Raw genomic sequence first — 23248 nt, 5'->3', positions numbered from 1 at the left:
TCAGGCGGCTTTGGAATCCGGCCTTGCATCCGCTTTTTTCAGGGGCAGACGCGCGACAAAGCGTGATCCCACACCCGGCACGCTGCTGGCGTTCAATTCGCCGCCCATCAGATCGCATAATTGCCGCGAAATGGAGAGGCCGAGCCCGGTGCCGCCATGAATGCGCGTGGTCGAGGCATCGGCCTGGGTAAAAGGTTCGAACAGGCGCGCCAACTTGTCCGGCGGGATTCCGATGCCCGTATCCTGAACGATGAATTCAACTGAATCCGTGGCTACCAGCACGGACAGGCGCACCTGACCCTTCGAGGTAAACTTAACGGCATTCGAGATCAGATTGTTCATCACCTGGCTGGTCCGCAAGGGATCGCCGATAAACTGGCCATAGACCTGCTCGGGCAGATCGGTGGTGAATTTCACGCCCTTGGCTTCCGCCGACAGGCTGTGCAGGGACACAACGGTGTCGATGATTTCGGCAAGGTCGAAGGAGATGTCCTCGACCTGCAATTCACCGGCCTCGATCTTCGACATGTCCAGAATGTCGTTGAGCAGCGTCAGCAGCATTTCTCCGGACTTCTCGATGATCTCGACCTGGCCGCGTTGCGCCTCCGACAGGTCCGAGCTCTTCATCAGCGCGGCCATGCCCAGAATGCCATTCATTGGCGTTCTGATCTCATGACTCATATTTGCCAGAAACTGAGATTTTGCGACATTTCCAGCATTGGCCGCCCGCCGGGCCGAGTCCAGCTGCTGGTTGGCTTTTTCCATCTCGCGATGAAAGACGGCCATGACCAGCGACACTGTGACGACGAGCAAACTCAGCGTGATCATATTCCACCGCGCCGCGACCGCCTCGTCAAAACCGGCAGGCAAACCGGGCAGGTAAGGCCGCAGAAAATAAAGCGCGGCAATGGTCCCGATCGTCAGGACAGCCGCAATCGCGCCGGTGCGATAGCCGATCAGGAAGGTCGCCAGGATGGGAAGGGCGGCGTAATAGAGAATGACCGGATTGGCCGACCCGCCCATGGTCGCAGCCGGTATCAGGATCAGCAAATAACCGAGCGACAGCACAAATGTCGAGACCAGCTTCAATCGGCCGGTCCAGAACAGCGCGAAGGGCGCGGTCAGACAGAGCATGGGCCCGAACAGGCCGACATAGGTCTGCAGCGGATAGTCCGCGACGGTCGAACTGAAGGCCGCCAGCGCCGGCAAAGTGCCCAGTATGCCCATGGCCGTCGACAGGACGGCCAGCAATCGCCGCCGCGCCGTCCCCAGCACGTCCTGCGGGTTCGACGCGGGCCAGAAAATTTGCCTCAGCTGAGAAAGCCCCATGGATCGCTCTTTGCCTATCTGTCAGTCTGGAAACACTATGACCGGCGGACTACGAGGGAGTTAATCCATATGCCGAAGCTCAGCCCGCATTGTGGAGAATGGGGGGATGACCACATCCACCGCCTGCCCGTGCGCGTCTATTTCGAAGACACGGATTTTTCCCAGATCGTCTATCACGCCCGCTACCTGCATTTTTTCGAGCGGGGCCGGACCGAGAGCCTCCGCGCGCTGGGCGTTCATCATTCCGAGCTCGTCAATGGCGAGGATCCGGTCGCCTTCGCCGTCCGTGGCATGGATATACAATGGCAGCGCCCCGCCAGAATCGATGAAGCCCTGATCGTGGAAACGGTTTATCGCCCGAACAAAGGCCCACGCCTGCGCATGGACCAGACGATCCGGCGCGGCGAAGAGGTCTTGTGCACGGCCAGCGTCGAGGCAGTGATCATCGACCCGTCCGGCCGCCCGCGCAAACCGCCAAAATGGATGATCGAGGTCTGGACGCCTGTTCTGACACCCCGGTCAGAGTAAGGCCGGTCCCACAAACCTGCCATATTGTGAAACATATTTAAGACGCGTTTCACGTGCATCTGCTTGACGCGCCGGGTCGAGTCCGCTTGGAAGCGTCAGATTAACGCTTATCGGCGACACCTCTGCGGGATGTGCCGGGATTGAAAGGACGATTGATGGAAAACGGGATTATCGAAATTGCGCCGGTGGCGCAGGAGTTTGGCTTTCTCGAACTTTTCCTGAGTGCCGACTGGGTCGTGAAGGCTGTCATGGGCATTCTGGTCATCATGTCGGTCTGGTCCTGGGCGATCGCCGTCGATAAATGGCTGTCTCTGCGCAGTGCACGTTCGAAAGGACGCACCTTCGAGGAGGCCTTCTGGTCCGGGCGCGATCTGGACTCTCTCGCCAACGAATACGGAAAGAAGCCGCGCGATCCCTTTTCCCGGGTTTTCGCCGCCGGGCTTCGCGAATGGAAGGGCCGCAATGCCGGTGACCGGGTGGCCAAGGCGGCCAATGCCGAATCCGGCCGCGAGCTATCACAGCTTGAAGGCGGTCTGGGCATGCTCGCCACCATCGCCTCATCGGCCCCCTTTATCGGCCTGTTTGGAACGGTCTGGGGCATCATGAATTCTTTCCGCGCCATCGCCGCGTCGCAAGACACCAATCTGGCGGTTGTGGCACCGGGCATTGCCGAAGCCCTGTTTGCCACGGCACTGGGCCTTCTGGCCGCGGTTCCGGCGGTAATCTTCTTCAACGCCCTGTCCGCAAACCTGTCGGGCTATGCCACCAAGCTGGAAGCCTTCGTCGATGAATTGTCGGCGCTCGCCGCCCGGGGCGAGGACTGAGCCATGGCGGGATCTGTCTCTTCCGGAGGTCGCCGCGGGCGCTGGCAGCCCAAGGCCGAAATCAATGTGACACCCTTTGTGGATGTCATGCTGGTGCTTTTGATCGTCTTCATGATCACCGCACCTCTTCTCGCCGTCGGCGTGCCAGTTGAATTGCCGGAGACCGAAGCGCGCAGCATGCCGGCCGACGAGGAACCGCTCACCGTCACGATCGGCGCGAATGGCGAAATCTTCCTTCAGGAAACTGCCGTCGAGCTCGACCAGCTCGTGCCGCGTCTACGCGCCATTGGCGGGACCGGCTATGACGGCCGGATTTTCATCCGCGCCGATGAAGCTGCCGATTATGGCTCGGTCGTGCGCGTCATGGCCCGTATTTCCGCGTCCGGTTATACCAATCTGGGACTGGTGACCGATCCGATCAGCACAGGATCGCGTGCTGGAACCTCAGACGATAACTGACGGTCGCCGGTATGCGCACAGCTCTCGTTGTCTTTGTTTCGCTGCTTGTGCATGCCGGCTTCATCGTGGCCGGATTGTTTTATTTCCCGCAATCGGCGCGCCAGTTCACGACCAGCCAGATCGTCCCTTTGGAACTGATCACCGAAATCGCGGAAGTTACCAACCTCCCCGAAGAAGAGGTCCGGGAAGAGCCGGTGGAAGAAGAAGCTCCGCCGCCGGAACCCGAACCTGAGCCGGAGCCCGAACCCGAAATCGATTTGAATGCAGCCCCTGAAACGGAAGCCGCACCGGAACCCGAGCCCGAGCCAGAGCCGGAATTTGTGCCGGACCCGGATCCGGAAGCGCCGACCCAGCCACCGGCTCAATCCGCTCCGCAGCCGGCCCAGCCTGCGCGTGAACAATCCTTTGATGACATGTTGCGCGACCTCGCCAACTCGGTTGACCGGGATCGCAGCTCATCGTCCTCCGGCAGGACGCAGGATTCCGCGTCTTCCTACGAGGCCATTGGTGTCACGCTCGCCGACAGCATTCGCAGCCAGGCGCAACGCTGTTATCGTGGATCAGCCGATGCACCGGATCCCGAGCGTCTCATCGTTGTGGTGCGGGTTCGCCTGAATCGCGATGGAAGTCTGGATGGCCGTCCGGAAGCCCTGAACCGTCAGGCGATTGATATTTCGGGCGACCGATACTGGCGCGTTGCGCGGGACCGCGCCATCGCAGCGGTCATCGATTGCGCGCCTTATCGGCTGCCGGCCGAACATTTTTCCATCTGGCGCCGCATAGATGTCACTTTTCGAAACGAGACTTGATGCTACCCTGCTGATGAGTTTCTGGAGAACCGAGATCACATGACCCGTCTTATTCGCCTTCTGAGCCTTCTTTTCATGGTGGCCCTGCCTGCCGCGGCCCTGGCCCAGCAGCCTTTGCAGGTGGATATTGCGCGGGGCAATCTCGAACCGGTTCCGATCGCCATCCCGGCCTTCATCGATGCCGGCGGCACCGATGGCCGCGGCGGCGATATCGCCGAGGTGATTGCGGCAGACCTCGTCAGTTCCGGCCTGTTTACCACCGTCGATGAGCGCGCCTTTATCGAGGAAATTCAGGATTTCAACCTGCGTCCGCGCTTTCAGGACTGGCGCGTGATCAATGCAGATGCGCTTCTGATCGGGCAGGTCACCCGGCAATCGGATGGCCGCCTTCTGGTCGGTTTTCGCCTCTGGGATACGCGCCTGCAGGAACAGATGGTCGGTCTGCAATTTGTCACCGCGCCGGAAAACTGGCGCCGGGTGGCCCACCGCGTTGCCGATGCCGTCTATGAGCAACTGACCGGCGAAAGCGGCTATTTCGACACGCGCGTGATTTACGTCTCCGAAGGCATGGGCCCGCGCGGCGAGCCGGTGCGCCGTCTGGCCGTCATGGATCAGGACGGGGCCAACCCGTCCTTCCTGACGGACCGCTCCTACTGGTCGCTCCTGCCGAATTATTCGCCAAGCGCGCAGCAGATCACTTATGTCTCCTTCCTGGACGGACAGGCGACGACCTATGTCTACGATCTGGAAAGTGGCCGTCAGGAAGCCCTGTTTGCCTCCGGCGGTGCCGGTCTCGCCCGTATTGATCCGGACGGACAATCACTTTCGGCCCGCTTTTCTCCCGATGGCGAACGGCTGGCGGTTTCGATCGAGCTTCAGGCCGGTCACGACATTCACCTCTTTGATCTGCGCTCGCGCAGCCTGCGCCGCCTGACCGAACACCCGGCAGACGATGTCGAGCCGAGCTTTTCTCCCGATGGCGACCGGATCGTCTTCTCCTCCAGCCGTTCTGGCGGATCGCAGCTCTATGTGATGAACGCCAATGGCGGCGATGTGCAGCGCATGTCCTTTGGTGAAGGCCGCTATACCGCGCCGGTCTGGTCACCGCGCGGCGATCTGATTGCCTTCGTCAAACAGCATAACGGCCAGTTTTCTCTCGGCGTCGTCGCAGCCGATGGCTCCGGCGAGGAGCGGATTCTCTATCAGGGCTATTATGTCGACACGCCGGCCTGGTCGCCGAATGGCCGCGTCATTCTCTTCACCCGAGGCGACCGCGGACGCGAGGGAACCGAGTATGAAATCTGGAGCGTAGACCTTGCAGGCTTCAATTTGCGGCGCATGCCGATCAGCGGCCAATCGTCGGATCCGGCGTGGTCGCCCTTGATCGAATAGGGTTTTTGGCAGTAGCGTGAAAAAAGGGCGCGCAAAAAAAGCCGTCTTTGGGCGGAAAACCGGCCCGAACGGGCAGTTTGTCTCGAAAATGGCGTAATCGTGCGTATTGGTGGAGGTTCCGGGGGCTGGCACAGACCCGGGAAATAAGGGATAGGACAGACATGAAGTTCAAACTTTTACTGATTGCGGGCATGACGGCCGTATTGGCAGCGTGCGCGTCAACACCGCCGCAGACCACAACCGAAGCCCCAGCAACGGAGCCGCCGCGCACCACGCGAACGGACACGACCGGGACTGTGGATCAGGGACCGGTTCCAGGAACGGAAGCGCACTTTGTGGCGACGGCCGGCGATCGCGTTTTTTATGATCTCGACCGCTCCACTCTGACGCCCGCTGGCCGCGAGACCCTGCGCCGTCAGGCCGACTGGCTGAACGCCTATACGGGCACGACCATCCTGATTGCCGGCAATTGCGATGAGCGCGGCACGCGCGAATACAATCTGGCGCTGGGGGCCCGCCGGGCCAATGCCGCCCGCGATTATCTGGTCAGCCTTGGCGTTTCGCCATCGCGGATCCAGACCGTGTCCTATGGCAAGGAACGGCCGACCTGCCGCGAATCCGGCGAGCGCTGCTGGTCGCTCAACCGGAATGCCACCACCATGATAACCGGTGGTGTCACGGGCTAGAACCGGACATTCGTCCAGAGGAACGCCCGCAGTGCATCGCTGCGGGCGTTTTTCTTTGTTAATCTGGCCGCCGTATTTTCGCCGCCTCGATCACCTATCCCGTGCCTCTATTGGCCGAAGACAGGGATGACCTGACCCATGATCCGCTTTCTCATTCTCCCCCTCGCTATTGTCTTGTTCAGTGCGCCCGTTGACGCGCAATCGCGCCGCGAACTCGCGCGCCGTCTGGATGCTGTTGAAGCCCGCCTTGCTGAAATGGACTCGCTGCGCATTGCCCAGAATGACCAGATGCTGACGCGGATTTCCGATCTTGAATTCCAGGTCCAGGAAGCCACCGGACAGGCGGAACGGCTCGAATTCGAAAACCGCCAATTGAGCCAGCGCGTCGATGCGCAGAGCCGGGAAATCCAGAGCCTCCGTAATCAACTCGAAGCGCTGCGCTCGCGGCCGCCCCAACAATTTGATGAAGAGGGCAACCCAGTCGCTCCGGTTTCGGATAATCCCTCCATGACCGGAAATAGCGACCGCGCCAGCACCGGCTCCGGTCCGCGTGACCTGACGGGCGGCGGTCTGGCCGTCACCGATGCCGGTGATCCCTATGCCGCCGACCGCGCCGCGGCCACCCAGCCTCTGGGCGGAGCCATCGCCCGGGCCACCGACCGGGCACCGGCAATGAGCGCCAATCAGGCCTATGGTCAGGCGCGCGCCAAACTGCTCGACGGTGATTTCGACGGCGCGCAGGAGGATTTTTCCAGCTTCATCGGCAATTTCCCTGACGACGAACTCATCGACGAGGCCTGGTTCTGGCTGGGCGAGACCTATTATGTGCGCGGCGATTATTCCTCGGCGGCAGAGGCCTATATCACCTCCCTGCGAGAAGAACGGAACGGATCGGTCGCGCCCGATGCGCTGGTGCGTCTTGCCTCCTCTCTCGGCGCGCTTGGCCGCAATGATGAAGCCTGTCAGACGCTGGCCCGTTTCTCGCGTGAATTCCCGTCGGCGGGCCCGAATGCCACGGCCCGTGCCGAACGCGAGGCCCTGCGCGCCGGGTGCCGCTAGACACGCTGGACGCTCTTCCGGACATTATCCGGGCACGGCTGGACGCGCTGGGTGAGGGCGCCTGTCTCATCGGCTATTCCGGCGGCGGGGATTCCACTGCCCTTCTTCTGATGGCGGCCCGCTGGGCGGCTCATAAGGATGTGCCGCTGACGCCGGTAATCATCGACCATGCCTTGCGTCCCGAAAGCGCGCACGAAGCTGAAGTGGCCGCATCACGGGCCCGGCATCTGGGCCTGGCCCCGGAGATCGTCCGGTGGGATGGCGATAAACCGGCGACCGGCATTCAGGCCGCAGCGCGGGCTTTTCGCTTGAAAACCTTTGCCCGCATCGCCCGGGAAAAAGAAGCCAACACCATCCTTCTGGGACATACGCAGGATGATCAGGCAGAAACCGTCTGGATGCGGCTTCAGGCCGGCGGCGGGCCGGATGCGCTGGCCGGCATGTCGTCGCAAAGCCCCTTGCCCCTCTGGCCCGAAGGGATGGGGCTGTCCATAGCCCGGCCTTTGCTGGATGTCTCGCGCGCGGCCTTGCGCGACTGGCTGACGCGGCAAGGGGAAAGCTGGATTGACGATCCGTCGAATGAAAGCCGTGCCTTCACGCGCATCCGCAACCGTCAGACACTGGCCCAGCTTTCCGAAAGCGGCTTCGACGTCGCAGAGCTGTGCGCCCTGGCCGAACGGTTTCAGGCGGCAAAACAGGCGGATGCGAAAGCAGCCGCAGACATCTTTCTCAACGCGGTGAATCTCCTGCCCTGGGGCGGTGTCATTCTGAATCGGAATGCTCTGCTCGCGGCAGACGACCGCCTTGCGGCCAAAGCCCTCGATGCGGCGCGCGCGGCGGTCAGCGGCGACCCGTCATCCCGCCCGGAGGCCGCCAGACGACTGCTGGATGGATTGAACGCGTCCGCTCCGGCAACAGCGGGCGGCGCGGCGCTGACATTTTTCCAGAGCCAGTGCTGGCTTGTGCGCGATCCCGGAGCGGTTGGCGGCCGTGCAGATCAAACCGCTCCTGCGGTCAGAGCCGTCAAATTCGGGGACGAGACGATCTGGGACGGGCGTTTTGCTTTCACCCGGCCGGATCTGGCCATTTCCGTATCGGGTACGGCCTATCCCGCCGAATTTTCAACGGAAACACTCAAGGTCGTTCCGGCGCTGGCGCGTCCGGGATTGCCGGTGATCCGGCAGGGTGGACAATTTTGTGGTATACCCGGCCTGTCAGCGCAGGCGGACAAAGTGACACAGAGCCTTGCCAAAGCGCTGATCCAGCGGAATCTGTTTGAGGACAGACCGGCCGCATGGTTTGATGAACAACTGCATGCGCAAACGGCGCAAGGCTCGCATTAGCGGCACTTATACCCCATATCGGGACATAGACAGCGAACTAGCGACGGAAAACGAGATGAATATTCGCAATCTGATGATCTGGGCCATCATGATCCTCCTTCTGGTGGCGCTCTTTAATCTGCTGCAACCGGGCCCGACGGCACCGGGCGCACAGCAGATCGAATATTCGCGGTTTATCGAGCGCGTCGAGAATGATCAGATCAACCGGGTGACCATTGACGGCGACCGGATCATCTCCGGCGGCGCCGAACCGGTCTCGACCGTTTATCCCGTTGCCGACGACCAGTTGTACGAAATCCTGCGCGCCAATGATGTCGAGTTTGAAGTCACACCGGAAGCCAGCGGCTTCAACGTCTTCAGCTGGCTCCTCAGCATTTTCCCCTTCCTGCTGCTCATCGGTGTCTGGATCTTTTTCATGCGTCAGATGCAGGGCGGCGGTCGCGGCGCCATGGGCTTTGGCAAATCCAAGGCGAAGCTGCTGACCGAGAAGACAGGCCGCGTCACCTTTGACGATGTGGCCGGCATCGATGAAGCCAAGGAAGAGCTTGAGGAGATCGTCGAGTTCCTCAAGGACCCGTCGAAGTTTCAGCGGTTGGGCGGCAAAATTCCCAAGGGCGCCTTGCTGATCGGCCCTCCGGGGACGGGTAAGACGCTCACCGCGCGCGCTGTCGCCGGTGAAGCCAATGTGCCCTTCTTCACGATTTCCGGTTCGGACTTCGTGGAAATGTTCGTCGGCGTGGGCGCCTCTCGTGTGCGCGACATGTTCGAACAGGCCAAGAAAAACGCGCCCTGCATCATCTTCATTGACGAGATCGACGCGGTGGGACGCTCTCGCGGCGCCGGTCTGGGCGGCGGGAATGACGAGCGCGAACAGACGCTCAACCAGCTCCTCGTCGAGATGGACGGGTTTGAGGCCAATGAAGGCATCATCCTGATCGCTGCGACCAACCGCCCGGACGTGCTGGACCCGGCGCTGCTGCGGCCCGGCCGTTTCGACCGTCAGGTCGTCGTGCCCAATCCGGATATCATCGGCCGCGAGAAAATTCTCAAGGTCCACATGCGCAATGTTCCGATTTCCGACGATGTGGAACCGAAAGTCATTGCCCGCGGCACGCCCGGATTTTCCGGTGCCGACCTCGCCAATCTGGTGAACGAGGCTGCCTTGCTGGCCGCGCGCCGCAACAAGCGCGTCGTATCCATGGCGGAATTCGAAGACGCCAAGGACAAGGTGATGATGGGGCCGGAACGCCGCTCCATGGTCATGTCCGACAAGGAAAAGGAACTGACCGCCTGGCACGAAGCCGGTCACGCCATTGTCTCGCTGAACGTCCCGGATGCCGACCCCGTCCACAAGGCGACCATCATTCCGCGCGGCCGTGCGCTGGGCATGGTGATGCGCCTGCCGGAAGCCGACAAGCTGTCGGAAAACTTCACCCAGATGACGTCCTTCCTGGCCATTGCCATGGGCGGCCGCATCGCCGAAGAACTGAAATTCGGCAAGGAAAAGATCACGTCCGGAGCGTCTTCCGATATCCAGCAGGCGACCCGCGTGGCCCGTGCGATGATCACCCAGTGGGGTTTCTCGGACAAGCTGGGCACCATCGATTATTCCGACGGCGGGGGTCAGAATGTCTTCCTCGGACAGGAACTCACCCGGTCGAAATCCATCTCCGGTGAGACCGCCCGCATTATCGAGGAAGAAGTCCGCCGCCTGATTGATGAGGCCAATGAAACCGCCCGCAAGATTCTGACCGAGAAGCGGAAGGACTGGGAAACCCTGGCCGAAGGCTTGCTGGAATACGAAACCCTTTCCGGGGCCGAGATCACCGAATTGCTGAAAGGCAATCCGCCCACCCGCAATGCCGATATACCGCCATCGAAAGATGACACACCATCGGGGGCTGTGCCGGTCACCGAAGACGATGAGGACACCTCGACGGGTTCCGAACCCTCGGGTGGTCCCGCGCCGCAAGGGGCCTGATGGCCACCACATTCGACGTCTTGCGAGAGGCCATCCGTGTACGCGGGTGGCCTCTTGTCATGGGGATCGTCAACGTCACACCCGACAGCTTTTCCGATGGCGGGCGATACGACGAAGCCGATGCGGCGATTGATCATGCGCTGCGGCTGGGGCGCGATGGCGCAGACATACTCGACATTGGGGGTGAGTCGACCCGGCCCGGTGCCCGGCCAGTTGAGGAAGCAGAGGAGCTGGCCCGCATACTGCCGGTTATCCGGGGCGTCCGGCGTCATACCGATACGCCCATTTCCATCGACACGATGAAACCGGGGGTCGCGCGAGCGGCCATCGAAGCGGGCGCAACGATCTGGAATGATGTGAATGCCTTGCAAGCCCCCGGGGCGCTTGAAACTGCCGCCGACCTGGGCTGCGGTGTGATCCTGATGCATATGCAGGGCGAACCACAAACCATGCAGCAAAACCCGCACTATGACGATGTCGTAAGCGAGGTATCAGAGGCGCTGCAGGCGCGCGCCGACGCGGCGATGGCCGCCGGTGTGAAGTGTGAAAATATCTGGCTCGATCCCGGTATCGGCTTTGGAAAATTGCTGCAGCATAATCTGCTTTTGCTGCGCAGCATTTCCGACCTGTCAAAGGACTTTCCAGTGCTGATCGGGGCATCCCGCAAGCGTCTGATCGCCGAGCTGGACGAGGGCGCAGACGCTGATCATCGGCTGGGTGGTTCGCTTGCGATTGCGCTTCATGCTGCGCAGCAAAATGCGGTCTGCGTCCGCGTGCATGATGTGCGTGAGACGGTGCAAGCGTTGAAGCTTCAGGCGGCGATTACTCGGCCGCTCTGACCTGGGACCCTTCCAGCGTCAGAATGTCGAGCGCCAGCTCATCGCCCTTGACCATATTGACGCCCTGGACCTGCCCCAGCAGACGCACATTCTGTTCCGCCAGAGCCGCATCAAAACCGGCGCGCTCTGTGGCGTCGACAACGGCTATGCCGCACTCCGGATGGAGCAGGAGGCTGGCCGCCGCGCCTGCGCCATCGGTCAGCGCCACATCCGTGCCCAGATAGAAGACATTGGAGGGCTCGCGATAACCGGCCGTGGCAGCGGGAAAGCTCTCACATCCTTCCAGCGTTTCCACGATGCGCGCCACCCGGTTGGATGGCCAGGCGGCATCGACAGACGGAATCGCCAGCCCGAAAGCGACAAGGTATTGGACAGCGACGATGGCGCTGAGCGGCAACAGGCGCGCAAGACCCGGCTTTACGGCAAACCAGATCAGAACCATGGCGCAAAGCGCGCCCAAAGCCGTCGCCGCATAGGCGATTTCCGGGTGCGTCTCGTTCAGCTCCAGCGCGCCATAGGTCGGAATGGCCGCTATGGCCAGGCCCGCCACAACCGCCAGCCCGATCCAGACGAAATGGAGGGTTTTGGCCTTCCACCCGGCCAGCAGGGCCGGAACCTGCATCAAGCCCGCCGCCGCCAGTATCGCCAGTGCCGGAAAGGCCGGCAGCACATAATGCGGCAGCTTGGTCTGGACAAATTCGAACACGATCCAGGTCGGCAGGGCCCACATGATCAGAAAGCGGATTTCCGGTTTGCTGCGGCCCGCCCAGGCCGCCAGAAGAGCCAGGCCCAGCAAGGCAGAGCCCGGCCAGAACATGGCGGGCGACAAGAGCGAGTGATAGAGGAAGGGCCCGCCATGACTGTCGTCCGCGACGCCGACCTTGCCGAACAGGGCATGGCCCACCGCTTCCTGGAAGAAGCCCCAGTCGGTCTGGATATTGATCGCGATGAGCCAGGGCAGGGCGATGGCCGACAGGACTAGCAATCCCTTGACCCAGTGAAATTTCGCCAGTGCTGAACGGGTATCCGTGTAGAGGACCAGCACAAAGACAAACAGGCCCGCCATGCCGCCCAGCAGCACGGCAATGCCGCCGGGCAGAAAGCCAAGCCCCGCAAGCTTCAGAATTTCGATGAGGAACGCGGCGCCAAAAAGAATGAAAAGCCATTTCGCGTGATGTTTGAAAATGAAATAGCCGATCAGCGCCAGCGCGCTGACCATGGCAATGATCGGTCCCTTGATCATGATCGCCGCGCCGCTTGCCGCCCAGAAGAGGAGCGGCCAGCCGATGAATTTCAGTCGCTCGCCGGCCTCGGCTTTCAGGAGCATCATCATCAGCCCGGTCTGTGCCAATACACCGGCGGCCAGCAGCATGGCATCCGTCTTGGCGGTACGCGCCTCGACCTGCATCATCATCGCCGTCGCCATCAACAATCCCGCCGCCAGCCCCGCCTGGGGGCCGAACAGGCGCGTCGCCAGCCAGGCCGTGCCGAAGACGGCTATCAGACTGCCAATCAGTGAGGGCAGGCGGAAGGCCCAGATATCGGCATCCGTCCCGCCAAAAGGCAGTGCGGACAGGGCCTGCATCCAGTAGATTCCGGCCGGTTTGACGTGCCGGGGATTTTCCTGAAAGCGGATATCAACATAATCGCCGGTCTCGATCATCTGGGTGGAGGCTTGCGAATAGCGCGCCTCGTCGCGGTCCATGACCGGCATGGAGGTCAGGCCCGGTGACATCGCCAGAAGGGCGATAAACGCCAGAACCAGCCAGGCGCGGATGGACAGTCCCCAACGCGCGGGTCCCGCCATCAACCAGTCAGACAGAGCTTGCATCAGGCCTCATCCCTCATCCCTCATCCCTCGGGGTAAACAGTAATTCCTTTGCCGGTACATGCGTACGCCGCATCAGCCAGTTCACGCCCATCAGATCGAAGAATCCGGCAAAGGCCCGGCCAATATTCGTGTATTTCGTCTCGCCGGAAATCCGCGCCCGGTTCACCACATCCACATAGATCTGGTCAAAGCCCAGATAGCGCGTCAGCGGCGGCAGATAGCGGTGCAGAGAATCAAAGAAGGGCAGGGCGAGAAACAGATCACGCGGGATCACTTTCAAGCCGCAGGCCGTATCCGGGCACGCATCGCGCAGCATGGCGCGGCGGATACCGTTTCCGATCTTCGATGCCCATTTGCGGTTGGCCCCATCGGTGCGGTTGGTGCGGCAACCGCAAACCAGCGCCGGCGCATCCAGCGAGGTGAGATCGATCCTCGATGCCATATCCACGACCGATTGCGGATCATCCTGCCCGTCCCCGTCCATGGTCGCGACCCACAACGTTCTGGCGGCGAGAAAACCCGTGCGCAGTGCGGCGCTCTTGCCCGCACGATTGGGGTGCTGGATAGCGGTGATTTGCGGATGGCGTTGGGCCGCGGCCTCGATTTTTGACCAGGTCTCGTCCGAGGAACCGTCTTCGATGGCAATGATATTGAAGCCTTCAAAGGCCGCGGAAAAAGCCGCCACGGCCTCATCCATCACCGCATCGACATTGTCGGCTTCATTGTGCATGGCAATAACGATGGAGAGTGTGCCTGACTGCATGTCCGCCCGCCTGTTTGCATTCGGGAATGATTAGCGTGTTTTGCTTTGTGGGGATACATACAGGTTTCAGCGCAGCGGAACCCGCCAGCCTTCGCGCGCGTTACGTGTCGGGGAGACACTCATGCTGAATTTCCACCTGCGCCGCATCTGGCGCTCCATCTGGTTCCGCCCGGCGGCCTATGCCATTGCGGCGGTCTTGGCGGTGATTGCAACACCCACGCTGGGCCGGCTGCTCCCGGCCGAATGGGTGGCAGCCGTTGAAGCGGATGCGCTGGCGACGACGCTGAATATTCTGGCGTCCAGCATGCTGGCCGTCGCCATCTTTTCGCTGGCGACCATGTTCTCGGCCTTTCAGGCCGCCGCCAACGCCGCCACACCGCGCGCCCGTCCGCTGATGACCGAGGACCGCACGGCGCAAAGCGCGATATCAACCTTTGTCGGCGCCTTCCTGTTCAGCCTGCTGGGTCTGATCGGCGTGACCTCCGGCCTTTACGCGGACGAAGGGCTGCTAGTGCTGTTCGGCCTGACCCTGTTGCTTGTGCTGAATGTCGTCGTGATGCTCATCCGCTGGATCGAGCGGCTGACGGAATTCGGCGGGGTCGAGGAAGCGATCAGCGCCATCGAAGCTGCAACGCTCAAGGCCATCGAACGGGAGACGACTTGCCCCAATCTCGGCGCCCGGCCGCTGGACACCATCCCGGATGACGCCCGGCCCGTGCATCCCAAGACGGCTGGCTATATTCCGACGATCGATATCGACGCCCTGCAGGCGCTCGCAGAGACGCATGGTCAGACGATCCATTTGCCCGCCCGGCCGGGCGATTATGTCGGTCCGGGCCAGCCCGTTGCCTGTATCACGGGCAGCGAGGATATTGACGGGGACATTCTCGAAAAAATCGTCATCAAGGACCGCCGGACCATTGAAGAAGATCCGGGCTTCGGTCTGATTGCGATCTCCGAAATCGCCTCACGGGCTCTGTCGGCTTCGGTCAATGATCCCGGCACCGCCATATCGGCTATTGCCGCCAATACGCGGCTCATGTGCGCCTTGTCGGCCTCATCCGGGGACGCGGAAAACGATGCTGCCGGCCATGTTTATCTCGCTCCACTGACGGTGGAGGGGCTGATGATCGACGCCTACCGAGCCATCGCCCGCGACGCGGCCGGCAAGGTCGAGGTCGGCATTCGCCTGCAAAAGGCCATGGGCATGTTGATAGCGGCCAACCCCGACCGGTTTGAGAAAGCGGCCCGCAATGTCAGTCAGGACGCCCTGATCCGGGCCGAGGCCGCGATCTCTCATGAAGCCGATCTGGACGCTCTGCGCCAGGCCTGTCCGGACTAGTGGGCGAGGCGAGCGAGGATCATTGAGCCTCTGCCACCAAAGGTGCACAGCGTCTGCCCGCAGCGTCTGCGAGCGCGCCACAGGCGGCCTCCGCGCTGTCCAGCAGGGTATCGCGAACGCGTTGGAAATAGAGGTGGTTGGTGCGCGCTATCATCAATTCGGTGACGGCTTCCGGATCGGCGGCTAGCCCCTCAAGATCAACCTCGCTGCCGAGTCCGTCGGCGGCCTCGTCCGACCAGAACAGACGACCATGCCGTCCCAGTGCGTCAAAAACCTGCTGGTTTTGCAATTGCGAGAGTTGGTCGCGCGCATAATCGACCTCGCTGAAAAAGCGGCTGGCGGCGCGCCGAGCCGGTATGTTGCCAATCAGCCGAAGCGTGCCCGTGGCGACTAGCTCGTCATAGACCGCGCGCGACACCGGTACGGGTGGGCTCACCGCAAGGCTCATGACCCCTTCCGCCGCACTGAGTTGTATCTCCGGATCGCGCCGCAGCGCTGCATCGGCCGTCGCCCGCGCTGCCAGCTCGCGGTTCTGATTCAGCCGCGCTGTCTCGGCGTTAGCGCCGCGCAGCAGCCAGACATTGACCTCCATCTCTTCCAGTAGGTCGATCGTAGCCTGTTCCGCCCGTGCGGCCGCCGCATGTTCATGGGACCAGCCGGTGATCGTAAAACCGATCACCACACCGGCGATAACGATGACGAATTCGAGGACGACGGCGAACCAGTTTTGTGTTCGGATGGCGGTGGAGAGGCGGGAGAGGATCACTCAATAGCCTCCGTCACGATTTCGCAGGGTCGGCCAGTGTGTTCAGCGATGGCATCGCAAAGCGCGATGGCGGCTTCCAGCGTATCTTCCCACCAATCCGTGGTGGCACGCATCCGGTTATTGCCTTGCAAGAGCGCCTGCATCAGCTCTGGATCATCAGCGGCAGCCTGCCAGTCGACCGCATAGCGGCGCTCTCGGACCGTACCGGGCGCGTATTCAAGAATGACAGCAGGGAAATCCATCGTTGACGGTGCGGCCAGCCCGCTGGCACGCATATAGTCGATCTGCCCTTGCAAGAAGGTGACTTCGCGCTGATAGCGGCTCAGCGCATTGCGCAGCCGCTCGCCGGCTTCATTGTCCCCGCCCAGAGAGGATAGCATGCCGGAGCTGACGATTTCCTCATAAACGCCCTGCTGCGGCGAAAACGCCGGGTAGAGATTGATCGCCACCAGGCCGGACGCCAGCCGAGCTTCGTCCATGTCTTCGAAATCTCGGGCCAGCAGGCGCTCGATCGCTTCTGTCCGCGATACATTCAGTCCCTGATAGGCGTCCACCAGCCCGTCCAGCATGCCCGCAGATTGTTCCACTTCGACCTGGAGCCGCACCAGAGCCCGGTCCATGCGACTCTGCATGGCGGAACGTTCCGCTCCCGCCGTGATCTGGAAACCGATCACCACACCGGCAATGACAATGACGAATTCAAGGACCACCGCGAACCAGTTCTGTTCGCGCACCGCGCGGGAGAGGCGGGCGAGGATCATTCTGCGGCCTCCCGTGGCGGGAGAATCTCTTCAAACAGGGTTTGCCAGTAGATTTGTGAGCTGCTCTCGATGGAAGTTTCGATGGCTCGCTGGCGCAGGAGCGGCAAGAGCGTGTCTGTGGTGCGCAGGCGCTCTGCCATCCGCGCAATCTCTTCATCATGGCCGTCAATATCGCAGGGAAAGTCGAGTATCTCCGGCAACGACTCATAATCACCGATTGCGAGCGTTCGCGGCTCGGCACAATTATTCGCCAGCGCCTCATAAAGGGCGCGGTCCGCCAGCCGGAAAAAAGCATGCCGATAGGTCCGGTCCCGGTCCTGAAAGCTCATATCGTCCGACCCGGTTTCATAATATTCTACCGCCGCCGCCAGTAGAACATCATCCTCGATCAGATTGATCGTTCCGGTGGCGACCAGCTCCTCATAGGTCGTGCGAATGACAGGGAAGCTGAAAATCTGGGTTGCCCGGAAGGCTTCGACCACCAGGGTTCTGTCATCGACCTGTCGTCGCCCCTCCAGCGCATCGAGTGCCCGCTGGGCATTCTCGGAGACCTGAGCATAGTAGATCGTATTGCCCTCCACCCGCCATTGCTCATTGCGCAAATCCTCGATCAGCCGTTCGGTAAGGAGGCCGGCGCGCGCCAGCGCTTCGCGCTGCGTATTCCAGGCGGTGAACTGAAAACCGATGATGACACCCACAATGACAATGACGAATTCCAGCACGACCGCGAACCAGTTCTGTGTCCGGATGGCATGGGAGATGCGGGCAAGGATCATCTAGAAGCCCCGCTCTTCGATTTCGGCGCGGACCTGCGCCCGGATCGCGTCAATTTCCGTGCGGTAGCGCACGAAATGAGCCGCCTGGAAACGGTTTTGCAGGGCTGCGTAATTGAGGCGCCGCAATAGGGCGTCGTTCTGCGAAACTTCATCAAAATCGAATTGAAGGGTCTGCTCGCTAAAACCCCTCTGCGACATGTCGGCGACATCTTCCAGCCGGGCTTCGAAATGACCGGATATTTCGAAGGCGATCGGGGAAAGATCGGCCGCCATCTGCTCGAGGGATGATTGCGAACTGCTCTGCAATTGCGGAATGGACGCCAGGGCCGACCTCAACTCCCGGTCCCGGATAATGGTCAACTCTCCTGCGCTGATCATCTCGCGCAAGGCGGCTGGCTCCAGATTGACGATTTCAACAGACGTGATGGCATTCAGCCCCCAAGACCCTTGCTGCGCCCTGTCCGGGTCCCCGTTTTCCACGCCTTCGAGGAATATGGTGATCCAGTTAAAATAGGCGTCGATGGCGTCTCCCACGAAATCCAGCTCGTCCATAACAGCCTCCAGTTCCGAATCGATCTGACGCAGGTATTCGGCCTCTTGCCGGCGCTCCAGACGGGCCTCGTTCCACGCATTCATCTGGAAACCGATCACGACACCGGCAATGACAATCACGAATTCCAGCACAACCGCGAACCAGTTCTGTTCGCGCACGGCGCGGGAGAGGCGGGCAAGGATCATGGCGCGTTTTCCTCATGAACTATGCCCAGCTCGGCATCAACGGCTTCATGGAGGGTCAGGAAACTGTCATTTGGTCCACTGAGAACCGCGAGTTCAAAGAAGCCCGATTTGGAAACATTATCCGCGAGTTCGTTGAGGAAGCGACGATCATTTCGCATGCTATCCGTATCGCAGCGCGCCGACCCGTCGAATATCGGATTCCAGTTTTCAGCGTCATCCGGGACCACGAAATAAAAGTAATCGGGATGTCTCGCCGATAGATTGAAAACCTCGTGATTGAGAGCGGTATCCATCTCCGACGACCATGCGGTCGCCAAAAAATTCGCGGTGACGGCCGTTCGAATGCTTTCGCTTCTGATCAGATCCAGGTCGCCGGTCGATTCCAGCTCCGCCAGAATCGGCAAGGCCAGCGAGGGCGAATTGAAAACATGTGACTGAACCAGCGCATTACATTCTGATGGAGAAAGGTCTGAAAGATCATCGCCGAACAATTTGTGACTAGCCGAGAGTAACAGCTCGCGAGTGGCGGTGCGGTCGGCCGCCCAGTCCCAGCGCGCATTGCCGACGCTAGCGATGTCGTCATGAAGGCGTGCCATGATTTCGGCCTCGGTCGATCGTTCTGCCCGCGCCGCATTCCACGCCGTGATTTGAAAACCGATCACGACGCCCAGAATGACGATGATGAATTCCAGCGCGACGGCAAACCAGTTCTGTTCGCGGATAGCGCGTGTGATGCGGGCAAGGATCATTCGGCGGCCTCCGCTTCCATAGCCGGCTCGCAAATCTGTTCCGTCAGGCGCGCGGTTTCCCGGCACAGGGCGATCGCGCTCTCGAGTGTGTCCACCCATAAAAATGTTACGAGGCGGCTCCGCGTGTTGCTGAAAAAAATGTACTCCATCAGATCGTCGGATTGGGCCGCCCGTTCCGGATCTATTGTATAGCCGCGGCGCAGCGGGTGCTCGGGATCATACTCGATCTGTATAAACTCATCCTGGGCCGCAACGGCGCGAGGAAAGGCATACAATTCTTCCCGCCGCGCGACATTGTCGGTCCGAAGGCGGTCGATTTCCGACCAGTATTCCGCCAGCGCGATCCGCATGTCTTCATCGCCGATGCGGGAAGTCAGTCCGGCACTGACGATCTCGTCATAAACAATTCGCGAGGGCGTCGGCTCTTGCAGATTCGAAGCAGAAAAAATTCCGCGGACCATCACGCGGGGGTCAACATTCTCGAAATCGCCTGCCAGAAGAGTCTGGATCAAAACGTCCCGCAGCTCGTCCTCATCCTGCCGCCGTTCAACCTGTGTGGTGAAATAGCGGACACTGGTTTCTGCCTCGGCATGCAGCCGGGTGAGCAAGAGCGCCTCGCGCTCTGCATCGGCCCGGTGCTCGGCCCATTGCGAAATCTGGAAGGCCAGTAGCACGCCGGCCACGACCACGAAAAATTCAAGGACAACCGCGAACCAGTTCTGTTCGCGCACGGCACGGGAGAGGCGGGCGAGGATCATGGGGCTGGCTCCGCGCTCAGTCCCAACTCCTCTTCCAAGTCTTCGCGCACCGTTGCTATGGCATCATCAATAAAGCCATAGGCGTAGTCCACATGGCCCCGGTAGGTCGCGATGTTCTGAAGCAAGGCCGCCTGGAATGCTGGTGATGCCTGCATCGCGGCAAGGTCACAACTGGCGCTTACGTCCCAACCATCATCGGCTTCATCGGGTTCAGGAATGAGCAGGAGCTGCACGGCGTCGGGAAATGCGATGGGCAGGTTCACAACTTCATGCACACTTTGCTGAGCGTAGGTCCGCACCACTCCACGTTTGGCGTAAAGCTCCATCGCTGATTGCCTGAGATTAGCGGACTGAATGCTCTCCATCGCCCCGGATGTCATCAACTCGTCCAGGGAAGGAAGACCGTCTGGCACACCGCCGCTGCCGTTATCCGACACCGCGATGGCAACGCATTGTTCCCGCGTTAGAGCGTCAGCGTCGACAACGCCCATGACAATGGGGCGCGCTTCAAGCAGGTACGCGAGGCGCTCGGCCCTTGATGCGACAGAATTAGCGCGAACTTCAGACAGTCCGATCAACTCACCGAGCATACGAGTGAGCGCGTCACGCACATAGGCGCGCTGACCGGCCTTGGCGCTCCAGCTGGACACCTGAAACGCCAAGAGCACACCTGAAACCACGATCACAAACTCGATCGCAACGGCAAACCAGTTCTGTGTCCGGATGGCGGTGGTGATACGGGACAGGATCATGGCGTGGCCTCCTCGCCATCCATCTCGAATATCACGAGGGTGAAGGGCTCTGCGTTACACGGCTGACCAACCGCACGGGCGACAGCCTGACAGAGATTATAAGCTTCCTCGCGAACACCATCATAGTAACGCAGCATGTTGATCTGCCCGTAGATCGAGCCGGTAATCTCCTGGACGAAAGCCTCATTCTGTACGAGGGCGTCGAAATCCGCCTGTGTCTCCCGTCGATCAGGCAGGTCCGGCCGATAGACGGATGAGAAGGCCGCGCCGCCAATGTCGTCCGGTTGCACGGCGACCTGCCTGAAATAGGGTAGCTGCTGGGCGTAGTGGTCCAGGCGCCGATTATAGCGCGAGATCGCCTCGCGTACGTCGGCATCGGAGAGCGCGCTGATCCGTCCTGAGGCGATCAACTCGTCGGTGACGGCGCGTGGGGGTGTCAGGGCCGGGAAGCGTGTCGAGCCCCACACGCCATTCTCGAAATCATCAATACTCAGCCCGTTCAGGGCGCCTTCATTGAGCGCACGGATCGCCCGGTCCAGCAGATGTGTCGACGCCAGGCTTGCAGATATCCTGTTGTCCAGATAGGTGACCGCGTCCTCTGCCGCAGAGAGCAGCCGTAACAGGTTCCCATGTTCGTCAGCGCGGGCGCGGCGGGCGTCAGCCAGGCTGGAGAGCTGGAAGGCGAACAGGACTCCTGCGACCACGATGAAGAACTCGACAGCGACGGCGAACCAGTTCTGTTCGCGCACGGCACGGGAGAGGCGGGAAAGGATCACGACGGAACCTCGCAGGGTCGGCCGGTTTCAAGCGCTAGCCGCTCGCAGAGCTCCGCCGTCTGGTCTTCAAGCCCGATGATGTATTGCCCGAAAATAGCATGCATTCTGGCCATCTGGACCAGCGCGCTCTGACGGCGCGGATCCTCGATGAGAAGGTCCAGATCGACCCGCGCGTGCGTCACCAGGGGGTCGTCTGTCGGTTCATGGAAGACGAATTCGTTCAGCGTGTCGGTGAACGTGGTCAGCCCGGCGCGGAAACTGCCGTGCTGGGTTTCAATCCAGATGACGGCGCCCTGATAATAATTCAGCGCGGAGATCAGCTCCTGATTGTCGATCAGGGTGAGGTCCCCGGATTGCTCGAGCGCCCGGTAAGAGCCCTCCTGAATGGGAGGAGCCGAGAAATACATCAGTTGTGCGATGGCGCGCTCGAAGGTCTCGACATCTTCCGGAGTCCCTTCGCCACTCATCGCAACGCGGATCATCACTGACTGGTCCGCCGTGCGTGCTGCATTATTGTCATTCCGCACACGAAGGTTGGCAATGTTCTGCTCGGTTTCCCGCTGTAATCGCTCCAGCGCCTCGGCCACGCGCAATTGCCCCTGCCGGGTCTCGTTCCAGCCCTGGATCTGGAAACCGATCACAACACCCGCGATCACAATCACGAATTCAAGCGCGACCGCGAACCAGTTCTGTGTCCGGATGGCAGAGGAGAGGCGGGCGAGGATCATTCGTCTGTGTGGGCCTCTTCATAATGGGCCTGCAGCCAGTCAGAGCCATATTCGTTGGAGGGGTCCCGGATGACGATGTGGAAGTGGTTGGGGCGATCCTCACCCCCGGTGCGAGTAAAATCGATATGCAGGGAGGGCCCGGTAATGCGCAGCATGAAACGCCGCGACAAATCGGTATAATCGCCCCACCAGGCCAGCATGATATTGTCCATCCCGTCGGCCTCGATGCGGGCCATCTGGGCGTCCCCGGCGGCCAGCGTTGCCACGCCGACAAATTCACGGATGGCATAGGACAGCAGGATTTGCTGGTCTGCGCTCAGATCAGCGGCGGACAATCCTTCCGGTGCCGCGTCCATGTCCGGCACCCAGTCCGGCCCGGCGAAATTCGCAGAGTCCTGAACATCTTCAGACCGGACCAGCTCTTCCATCTGTTCTGTATCGAGAGCGGCCATCAGATCGGCCACCCGGTCGAGCTCGTGCTGCAGGGACCGCCGCCCGGCATAGACGCCGGTCTGGATGATCTGGGGATTGTTACCCAGGAAGACCGGCGTGAAGGCGATCCGGCCATCGACCACGGTTGCGGTCACGGCGAGATGATGCCCGTCGAGCACCAGAGACCACGTCCCGGATGCGGGATCACCGAAAATGCGGACCCAGTAGTTTTCCGGATCATAGGCCTCCATTATGGCGGTGGCGCGCGCCCGCCTCTCGTCGGACAGGTCATCGCCCCGTTCCGCTATGGCGGTTTCAACACCGGCCCGAAGGTAGGTTTCCAGCGTCATGATGTGCATGGCGTCGCCATAGCCTTCGCTCGACAGGCTGCGCGCGAGCAGTCCGTGCAGGGCAATGCGCTGTGCATCGTTGAGCGTGGCGATCTGCAAACCCGCTCTCGGTGCCATCACCGTTGGCAGATTGCTCCAGCCTTCGCGGGCCTCGGTGTCGTCCAGATCAAACATCACGCTCGCCCGCTGATCGTCATCCAGCGTGGCAAGAAACTCGGCGGCGGCCTCCGCCATGGCGGCCGCCTCCTGTTGCATACCAATTTCGGCATGGTCCGGATGCGCATGGACAGCGCCGGACAGAATCGTGCTCAGCGCGATAAGAATAAAATATTTCATGATGTTCCCCCCGACCCTCTTACTACGCCAATATGACCGGTTGTGCCATCCACTGATTGGCCGGGAGGGGATACCGGATCTCGGGCCCGGATCGTCGATTGCGGCAGACACCGCAACTCCGGGTGTCCGGATAGCGGGCGC

The 23248-nt window shown here is 61.1% G+C and carries 24 protein-coding genes; 11 read left to right on the top strand and 13 right to left on the bottom strand.

Annotated features, from left to right (window positions below):
* Positions 1 to 1329, bottom strand: a complete 1329-nt coding sequence (locus P0D52_RS11525; RefSeq protein WP_394692802.1) for an ATP-binding protein — start codon at positions 1327 to 1329, stop codon at positions 1 to 3.
* A 69-nt stretch (positions 1330 to 1398) separates the two neighbouring features.
* On the opposite strand from P0D52_RS11525, the gene P0D52_RS11520 reads away from it, so the two are divergent.
* The 10 genes from P0D52_RS11520 (at position 1399) to folP (ending at position 11249) form a co-directional block, all read left to right on the top strand.
* A complete protein-coding gene (locus P0D52_RS11520; protein WP_394692801.1) occupies positions 1399 to 1857 on the top strand; it encodes a YbgC/FadM family acyl-CoA thioesterase in 459 nt (152 codons plus the stop codon).
* A 155-nt stretch (positions 1858 to 2012) separates the two neighbouring features.
* Complete coding sequence (gene tolQ / locus P0D52_RS11515; protein ID WP_394692800.1) at positions 2013 to 2681, top strand: protein TolQ; 669 nt, start codon at positions 2013 to 2015, stop codon at positions 2679 to 2681.
* 3 nt (positions 2682 to 2684) lie between these two features.
* Complete coding sequence (locus P0D52_RS11510; protein ID WP_394692799.1) at positions 2685 to 3140, top strand: ExbD/TolR family protein; 456 nt, start codon at positions 2685 to 2687, stop codon at positions 3138 to 3140.
* Between the two features lie 11 nt (positions 3141 to 3151).
* Complete coding sequence (locus P0D52_RS11505) at positions 3152 to 3949, top strand: cell envelope integrity protein TolA (protein ID WP_394692798.1); 798 nt, start codon at positions 3152 to 3154, stop codon at positions 3947 to 3949.
* Positions 3950 to 3988: 39 nt separating this feature from the next.
* Positions 3989 to 5341, top strand: coding sequence for a Tol-Pal system beta propeller repeat protein TolB (gene tolB, locus P0D52_RS11500; protein WP_394692797.1), 1353 nt, complete (start codon positions 3989 to 3991; stop codon positions 5339 to 5341).
* 161 nt (positions 5342 to 5502) lie between these two features.
* Positions 5503 to 6027, top strand: a complete 525-nt coding sequence (pal, locus tag P0D52_RS11495) for a peptidoglycan-associated lipoprotein Pal (RefSeq protein WP_394692796.1) — start codon at positions 5503 to 5505, stop codon at positions 6025 to 6027.
* Positions 6028 to 6165: 138 nt separating this feature from the next.
* On the top strand, positions 6166 to 7086 hold the full coding sequence (gene ybgF, locus P0D52_RS11490; protein WP_394692795.1) for a tol-pal system protein YbgF: 921 nt from the start codon (positions 6166 to 6168) through the stop codon (positions 7084 to 7086).
* The gene (gene tilS / locus P0D52_RS11485) at positions 7077 to 8429 is read left to right on the top strand and encodes a tRNA lysidine(34) synthetase TilS (RefSeq protein ID WP_394692794.1); all 1353 of its coding nucleotides are present in this window, start codon (positions 7077 to 7079) and stop codon (positions 8427 to 8429) included. Before ybgF ends, tilS begins: the two co-directional genes overlap by 10 nt.
* A 55-nt stretch (positions 8430 to 8484) precedes the next feature.
* Entirely contained in the window at positions 8485 to 10410 is a 1926-nt protein-coding gene (ftsH, locus tag P0D52_RS11480; protein ID WP_394692793.1) for an ATP-dependent zinc metalloprotease FtsH, read from the top strand.
* Complete coding sequence (gene folP, locus P0D52_RS11475; RefSeq protein WP_394692792.1) at positions 10410 to 11249, top strand: dihydropteroate synthase; 840 nt, start codon at positions 10410 to 10412, stop codon at positions 11247 to 11249. The genes ftsH and folP overlap by 1 nt, the downstream gene beginning before the upstream one ends.
* Here the strand turns inward: folP and P0D52_RS11470 are convergent.
* Positions 11233 to 13080, bottom strand: coding sequence for an ArnT family glycosyltransferase (locus P0D52_RS11470; RefSeq protein WP_394692791.1), 1848 nt, complete (start codon positions 13078 to 13080; stop codon positions 11233 to 11235). The two genes, folP and P0D52_RS11470, sit on opposite strands and share 17 nt — an antisense overlap.
* A 13-nt stretch (positions 13081 to 13093) precedes the next feature.
* Positions 13094 to 13843 carry a glycosyltransferase family 2 protein gene (locus tag P0D52_RS11465; RefSeq protein ID WP_394692790.1) on the bottom strand — a complete coding sequence of 250 codons (750 nt, stop codon included), beginning with the start codon at positions 13841 to 13843 and terminating at the stop codon, positions 13094 to 13096.
* A 121-nt stretch (positions 13844 to 13964) separates the two neighbouring features.
* On the opposite strand from P0D52_RS11465, the gene P0D52_RS11460 reads away from it, so the two are divergent.
* Complete coding sequence (locus P0D52_RS11460; RefSeq protein ID WP_394692789.1) at positions 13965 to 15185, top strand: DUF2254 domain-containing protein; 1221 nt, start codon at positions 13965 to 13967, stop codon at positions 15183 to 15185.
* A 19-nt stretch (positions 15186 to 15204) separates the two neighbouring features.
* Here the strand turns inward: P0D52_RS11460 and P0D52_RS11455 are convergent, their stop codons facing one another.
* Genes P0D52_RS11455 through P0D52_RS11410 form a run of 10 tightly spaced genes read right to left on the bottom strand, consistent with a single transcriptional unit; the run spans position 15205 to position 23107 of the window.
* Positions 15205 to 15951 carry a hypothetical protein gene (locus tag P0D52_RS11455; RefSeq protein ID WP_394692788.1) on the bottom strand — a complete coding sequence of 249 codons (747 nt, stop codon included), beginning with the start codon at positions 15949 to 15951 and terminating at the stop codon, positions 15205 to 15207.
* Positions 15948 to 16712: a hypothetical protein gene (locus tag P0D52_RS11450; RefSeq protein ID WP_394692787.1), complete on the bottom strand. Its 765-nt coding sequence runs from the start codon at positions 16710 to 16712 to the stop codon at positions 15948 to 15950. The genes P0D52_RS11455 and P0D52_RS11450 overlap by 4 nt, the downstream gene beginning before the upstream one ends.
* Positions 16709 to 17488: a hypothetical protein gene (locus tag P0D52_RS11445; protein WP_394692786.1), complete on the bottom strand. Its 780-nt coding sequence runs from the start codon at positions 17486 to 17488 to the stop codon at positions 16709 to 16711. The genes P0D52_RS11450 and P0D52_RS11445 overlap by 4 nt, the downstream gene beginning before the upstream one ends.
* A complete protein-coding gene (locus P0D52_RS11440; protein ID WP_394692785.1) occupies positions 17489 to 18226 on the bottom strand; it encodes a hypothetical protein in 738 nt (245 codons plus the stop codon). It lies immediately after the preceding gene.
* Positions 18223 to 18975 (bottom strand): hypothetical protein, encoded by a 753-nt coding sequence (locus P0D52_RS11435; RefSeq protein WP_394692784.1) that lies wholly within the window; start codon positions 18973 to 18975, stop codon positions 18223 to 18225. The genes P0D52_RS11440 and P0D52_RS11435 overlap by 4 nt, the downstream gene beginning before the upstream one ends.
* The gene (locus P0D52_RS11430; protein ID WP_394692783.1) at positions 18972 to 19733 is read right to left on the bottom strand and encodes a hypothetical protein; all 762 of its coding nucleotides are present in this window, start codon (positions 19731 to 19733) and stop codon (positions 18972 to 18974) included. Before P0D52_RS11430 ends, P0D52_RS11435 begins: the two co-directional genes overlap by 4 nt.
* A complete protein-coding gene (locus P0D52_RS11425; RefSeq protein WP_394692782.1) occupies positions 19730 to 20485 on the bottom strand; it encodes a hypothetical protein in 756 nt (251 codons plus the stop codon). The genes P0D52_RS11430 and P0D52_RS11425 overlap by 4 nt, the downstream gene beginning before the upstream one ends.
* Entirely contained in the window at positions 20482 to 21261 is a 780-nt protein-coding gene (locus tag P0D52_RS11420; protein ID WP_394692781.1) for a hypothetical protein, read from the bottom strand. Before P0D52_RS11420 ends, P0D52_RS11425 begins: the two co-directional genes overlap by 4 nt.
* A complete protein-coding gene (locus P0D52_RS11415; RefSeq protein ID WP_394692780.1) occupies positions 21258 to 21989 on the bottom strand; it encodes a hypothetical protein in 732 nt (243 codons plus the stop codon). The genes P0D52_RS11420 and P0D52_RS11415 overlap by 4 nt, the downstream gene beginning before the upstream one ends.
* On the bottom strand, positions 21986 to 23107 hold the full coding sequence (locus P0D52_RS11410; RefSeq protein ID WP_394692779.1) for a DUF3500 domain-containing protein: 1122 nt from the start codon (positions 23105 to 23107) through the stop codon (positions 21986 to 21988). Before P0D52_RS11410 ends, P0D52_RS11415 begins: the two co-directional genes overlap by 4 nt.
* Between the last annotated feature and the right edge of the window lie 141 nt (positions 23108 to 23248).

The sequence above is a fragment of the Hyphobacterium sp. genome, assembly GCF_043584775.1.
Classification (GTDB): Bacteria; Pseudomonadota; Alphaproteobacteria; order Caulobacterales; family Maricaulaceae; genus Hyphobacterium.
The sequence above is the reverse complement of the archived record's forward strand: the minus strand, read 5'-3'. Positions and strand labels throughout refer to the sequence as shown.

Bases quoted from the DNA above. Each gene is read 5' to 3' on its own strand.
- P0D52_RS11525 (WP_394692802.1), bottom strand. From the start codon at position 1,329: ATGGGGCTTTCTCAGCTGAGGCAAATTTTCTGGCCCGCGTCGAACCCG.
- P0D52_RS11520 (WP_394692801.1), top strand. From the start codon at position 1,399: ATGCCGAAGCTCAGCCCGCATTGTGGAGAATGGGGGGATGACCACATC.
- tolQ (WP_394692800.1), top strand. From the start codon at position 2,013: ATGGAAAACGGGATTATCGAAATTGCGCCGGTGGCGCAGGAGTTTGGC.
- P0D52_RS11510 (WP_394692799.1), top strand. From the start codon at position 2,685: ATGGCGGGATCTGTCTCTTCCGGAGGTCGCCGCGGGCGCTGGCAGCCC.
- P0D52_RS11505 (WP_394692798.1), top strand. From the start codon at position 3,152: ATGCGCACAGCTCTCGTTGTCTTTGTTTCGCTGCTTGTGCATGCCGGC.
- tolB (WP_394692797.1), top strand. From the start codon at position 3,989: ATGACCCGTCTTATTCGCCTTCTGAGCCTTCTTTTCATGGTGGCCCTG.
- pal (WP_394692796.1), top strand. From the start codon at position 5,503: ATGAAGTTCAAACTTTTACTGATTGCGGGCATGACGGCCGTATTGGCA.
- ybgF (WP_394692795.1), top strand. From the start codon at position 6,166: ATGATCCGCTTTCTCATTCTCCCCCTCGCTATTGTCTTGTTCAGTGCG.
- ftsH (WP_394692793.1), top strand. From the start codon at position 8,485: ATGAATATTCGCAATCTGATGATCTGGGCCATCATGATCCTCCTTCTG.
- folP (WP_394692792.1), top strand. From the start codon at position 10,410: ATGGCCACCACATTCGACGTCTTGCGAGAGGCCATCCGTGTACGCGGG.
- P0D52_RS11470 (WP_394692791.1), bottom strand. From the start codon at position 13,080: ATGCAAGCTCTGTCTGACTGGTTGATGGCGGGACCCGCGCGTTGGGGA.
- P0D52_RS11465 (WP_394692790.1), bottom strand. From the start codon at position 13,843: ATGCAGTCAGGCACACTCTCCATCGTTATTGCCATGCACAATGAAGCC.
- P0D52_RS11460 (WP_394692789.1), top strand. From the start codon at position 13,965: ATGCTGAATTTCCACCTGCGCCGCATCTGGCGCTCCATCTGGTTCCGC.
- P0D52_RS11450 (WP_394692787.1), bottom strand. From the start codon at position 16,712: ATGATCCTCGCCCGCCTCTCCCGCGCGGTGCGCGAACAGAACTGGTTC.
- P0D52_RS11445 (WP_394692786.1), bottom strand. From the start codon at position 17,488: ATGATCCTTGCCCGCATCTCCCATGCCATCCGGACACAGAACTGGTTC.
- P0D52_RS11440 (WP_394692785.1), bottom strand. From the start codon at position 18,226: ATGATCCTTGCCCGCCTCTCCCGCGCCGTGCGCGAACAGAACTGGTTC.
- P0D52_RS11435 (WP_394692784.1), bottom strand. From the start codon at position 18,975: ATGATCCTTGCCCGCATCACACGCGCTATCCGCGAACAGAACTGGTTT.
- P0D52_RS11430 (WP_394692783.1), bottom strand. From the start codon at position 19,733: ATGATCCTCGCCCGCCTCTCCCGTGCCGTGCGCGAACAGAACTGGTTC.
- P0D52_RS11425 (WP_394692782.1), bottom strand. From the start codon at position 20,485: ATGATCCTGTCCCGTATCACCACCGCCATCCGGACACAGAACTGGTTT.
- P0D52_RS11415 (WP_394692780.1), bottom strand. From the start codon at position 21,989: ATGATCCTCGCCCGCCTCTCCTCTGCCATCCGGACACAGAACTGGTTC.
- P0D52_RS11410 (WP_394692779.1), bottom strand. From the start codon at position 23,107: ATGAAATATTTTATTCTTATCGCGCTGAGCACGATTCTGTCCGGCGCT.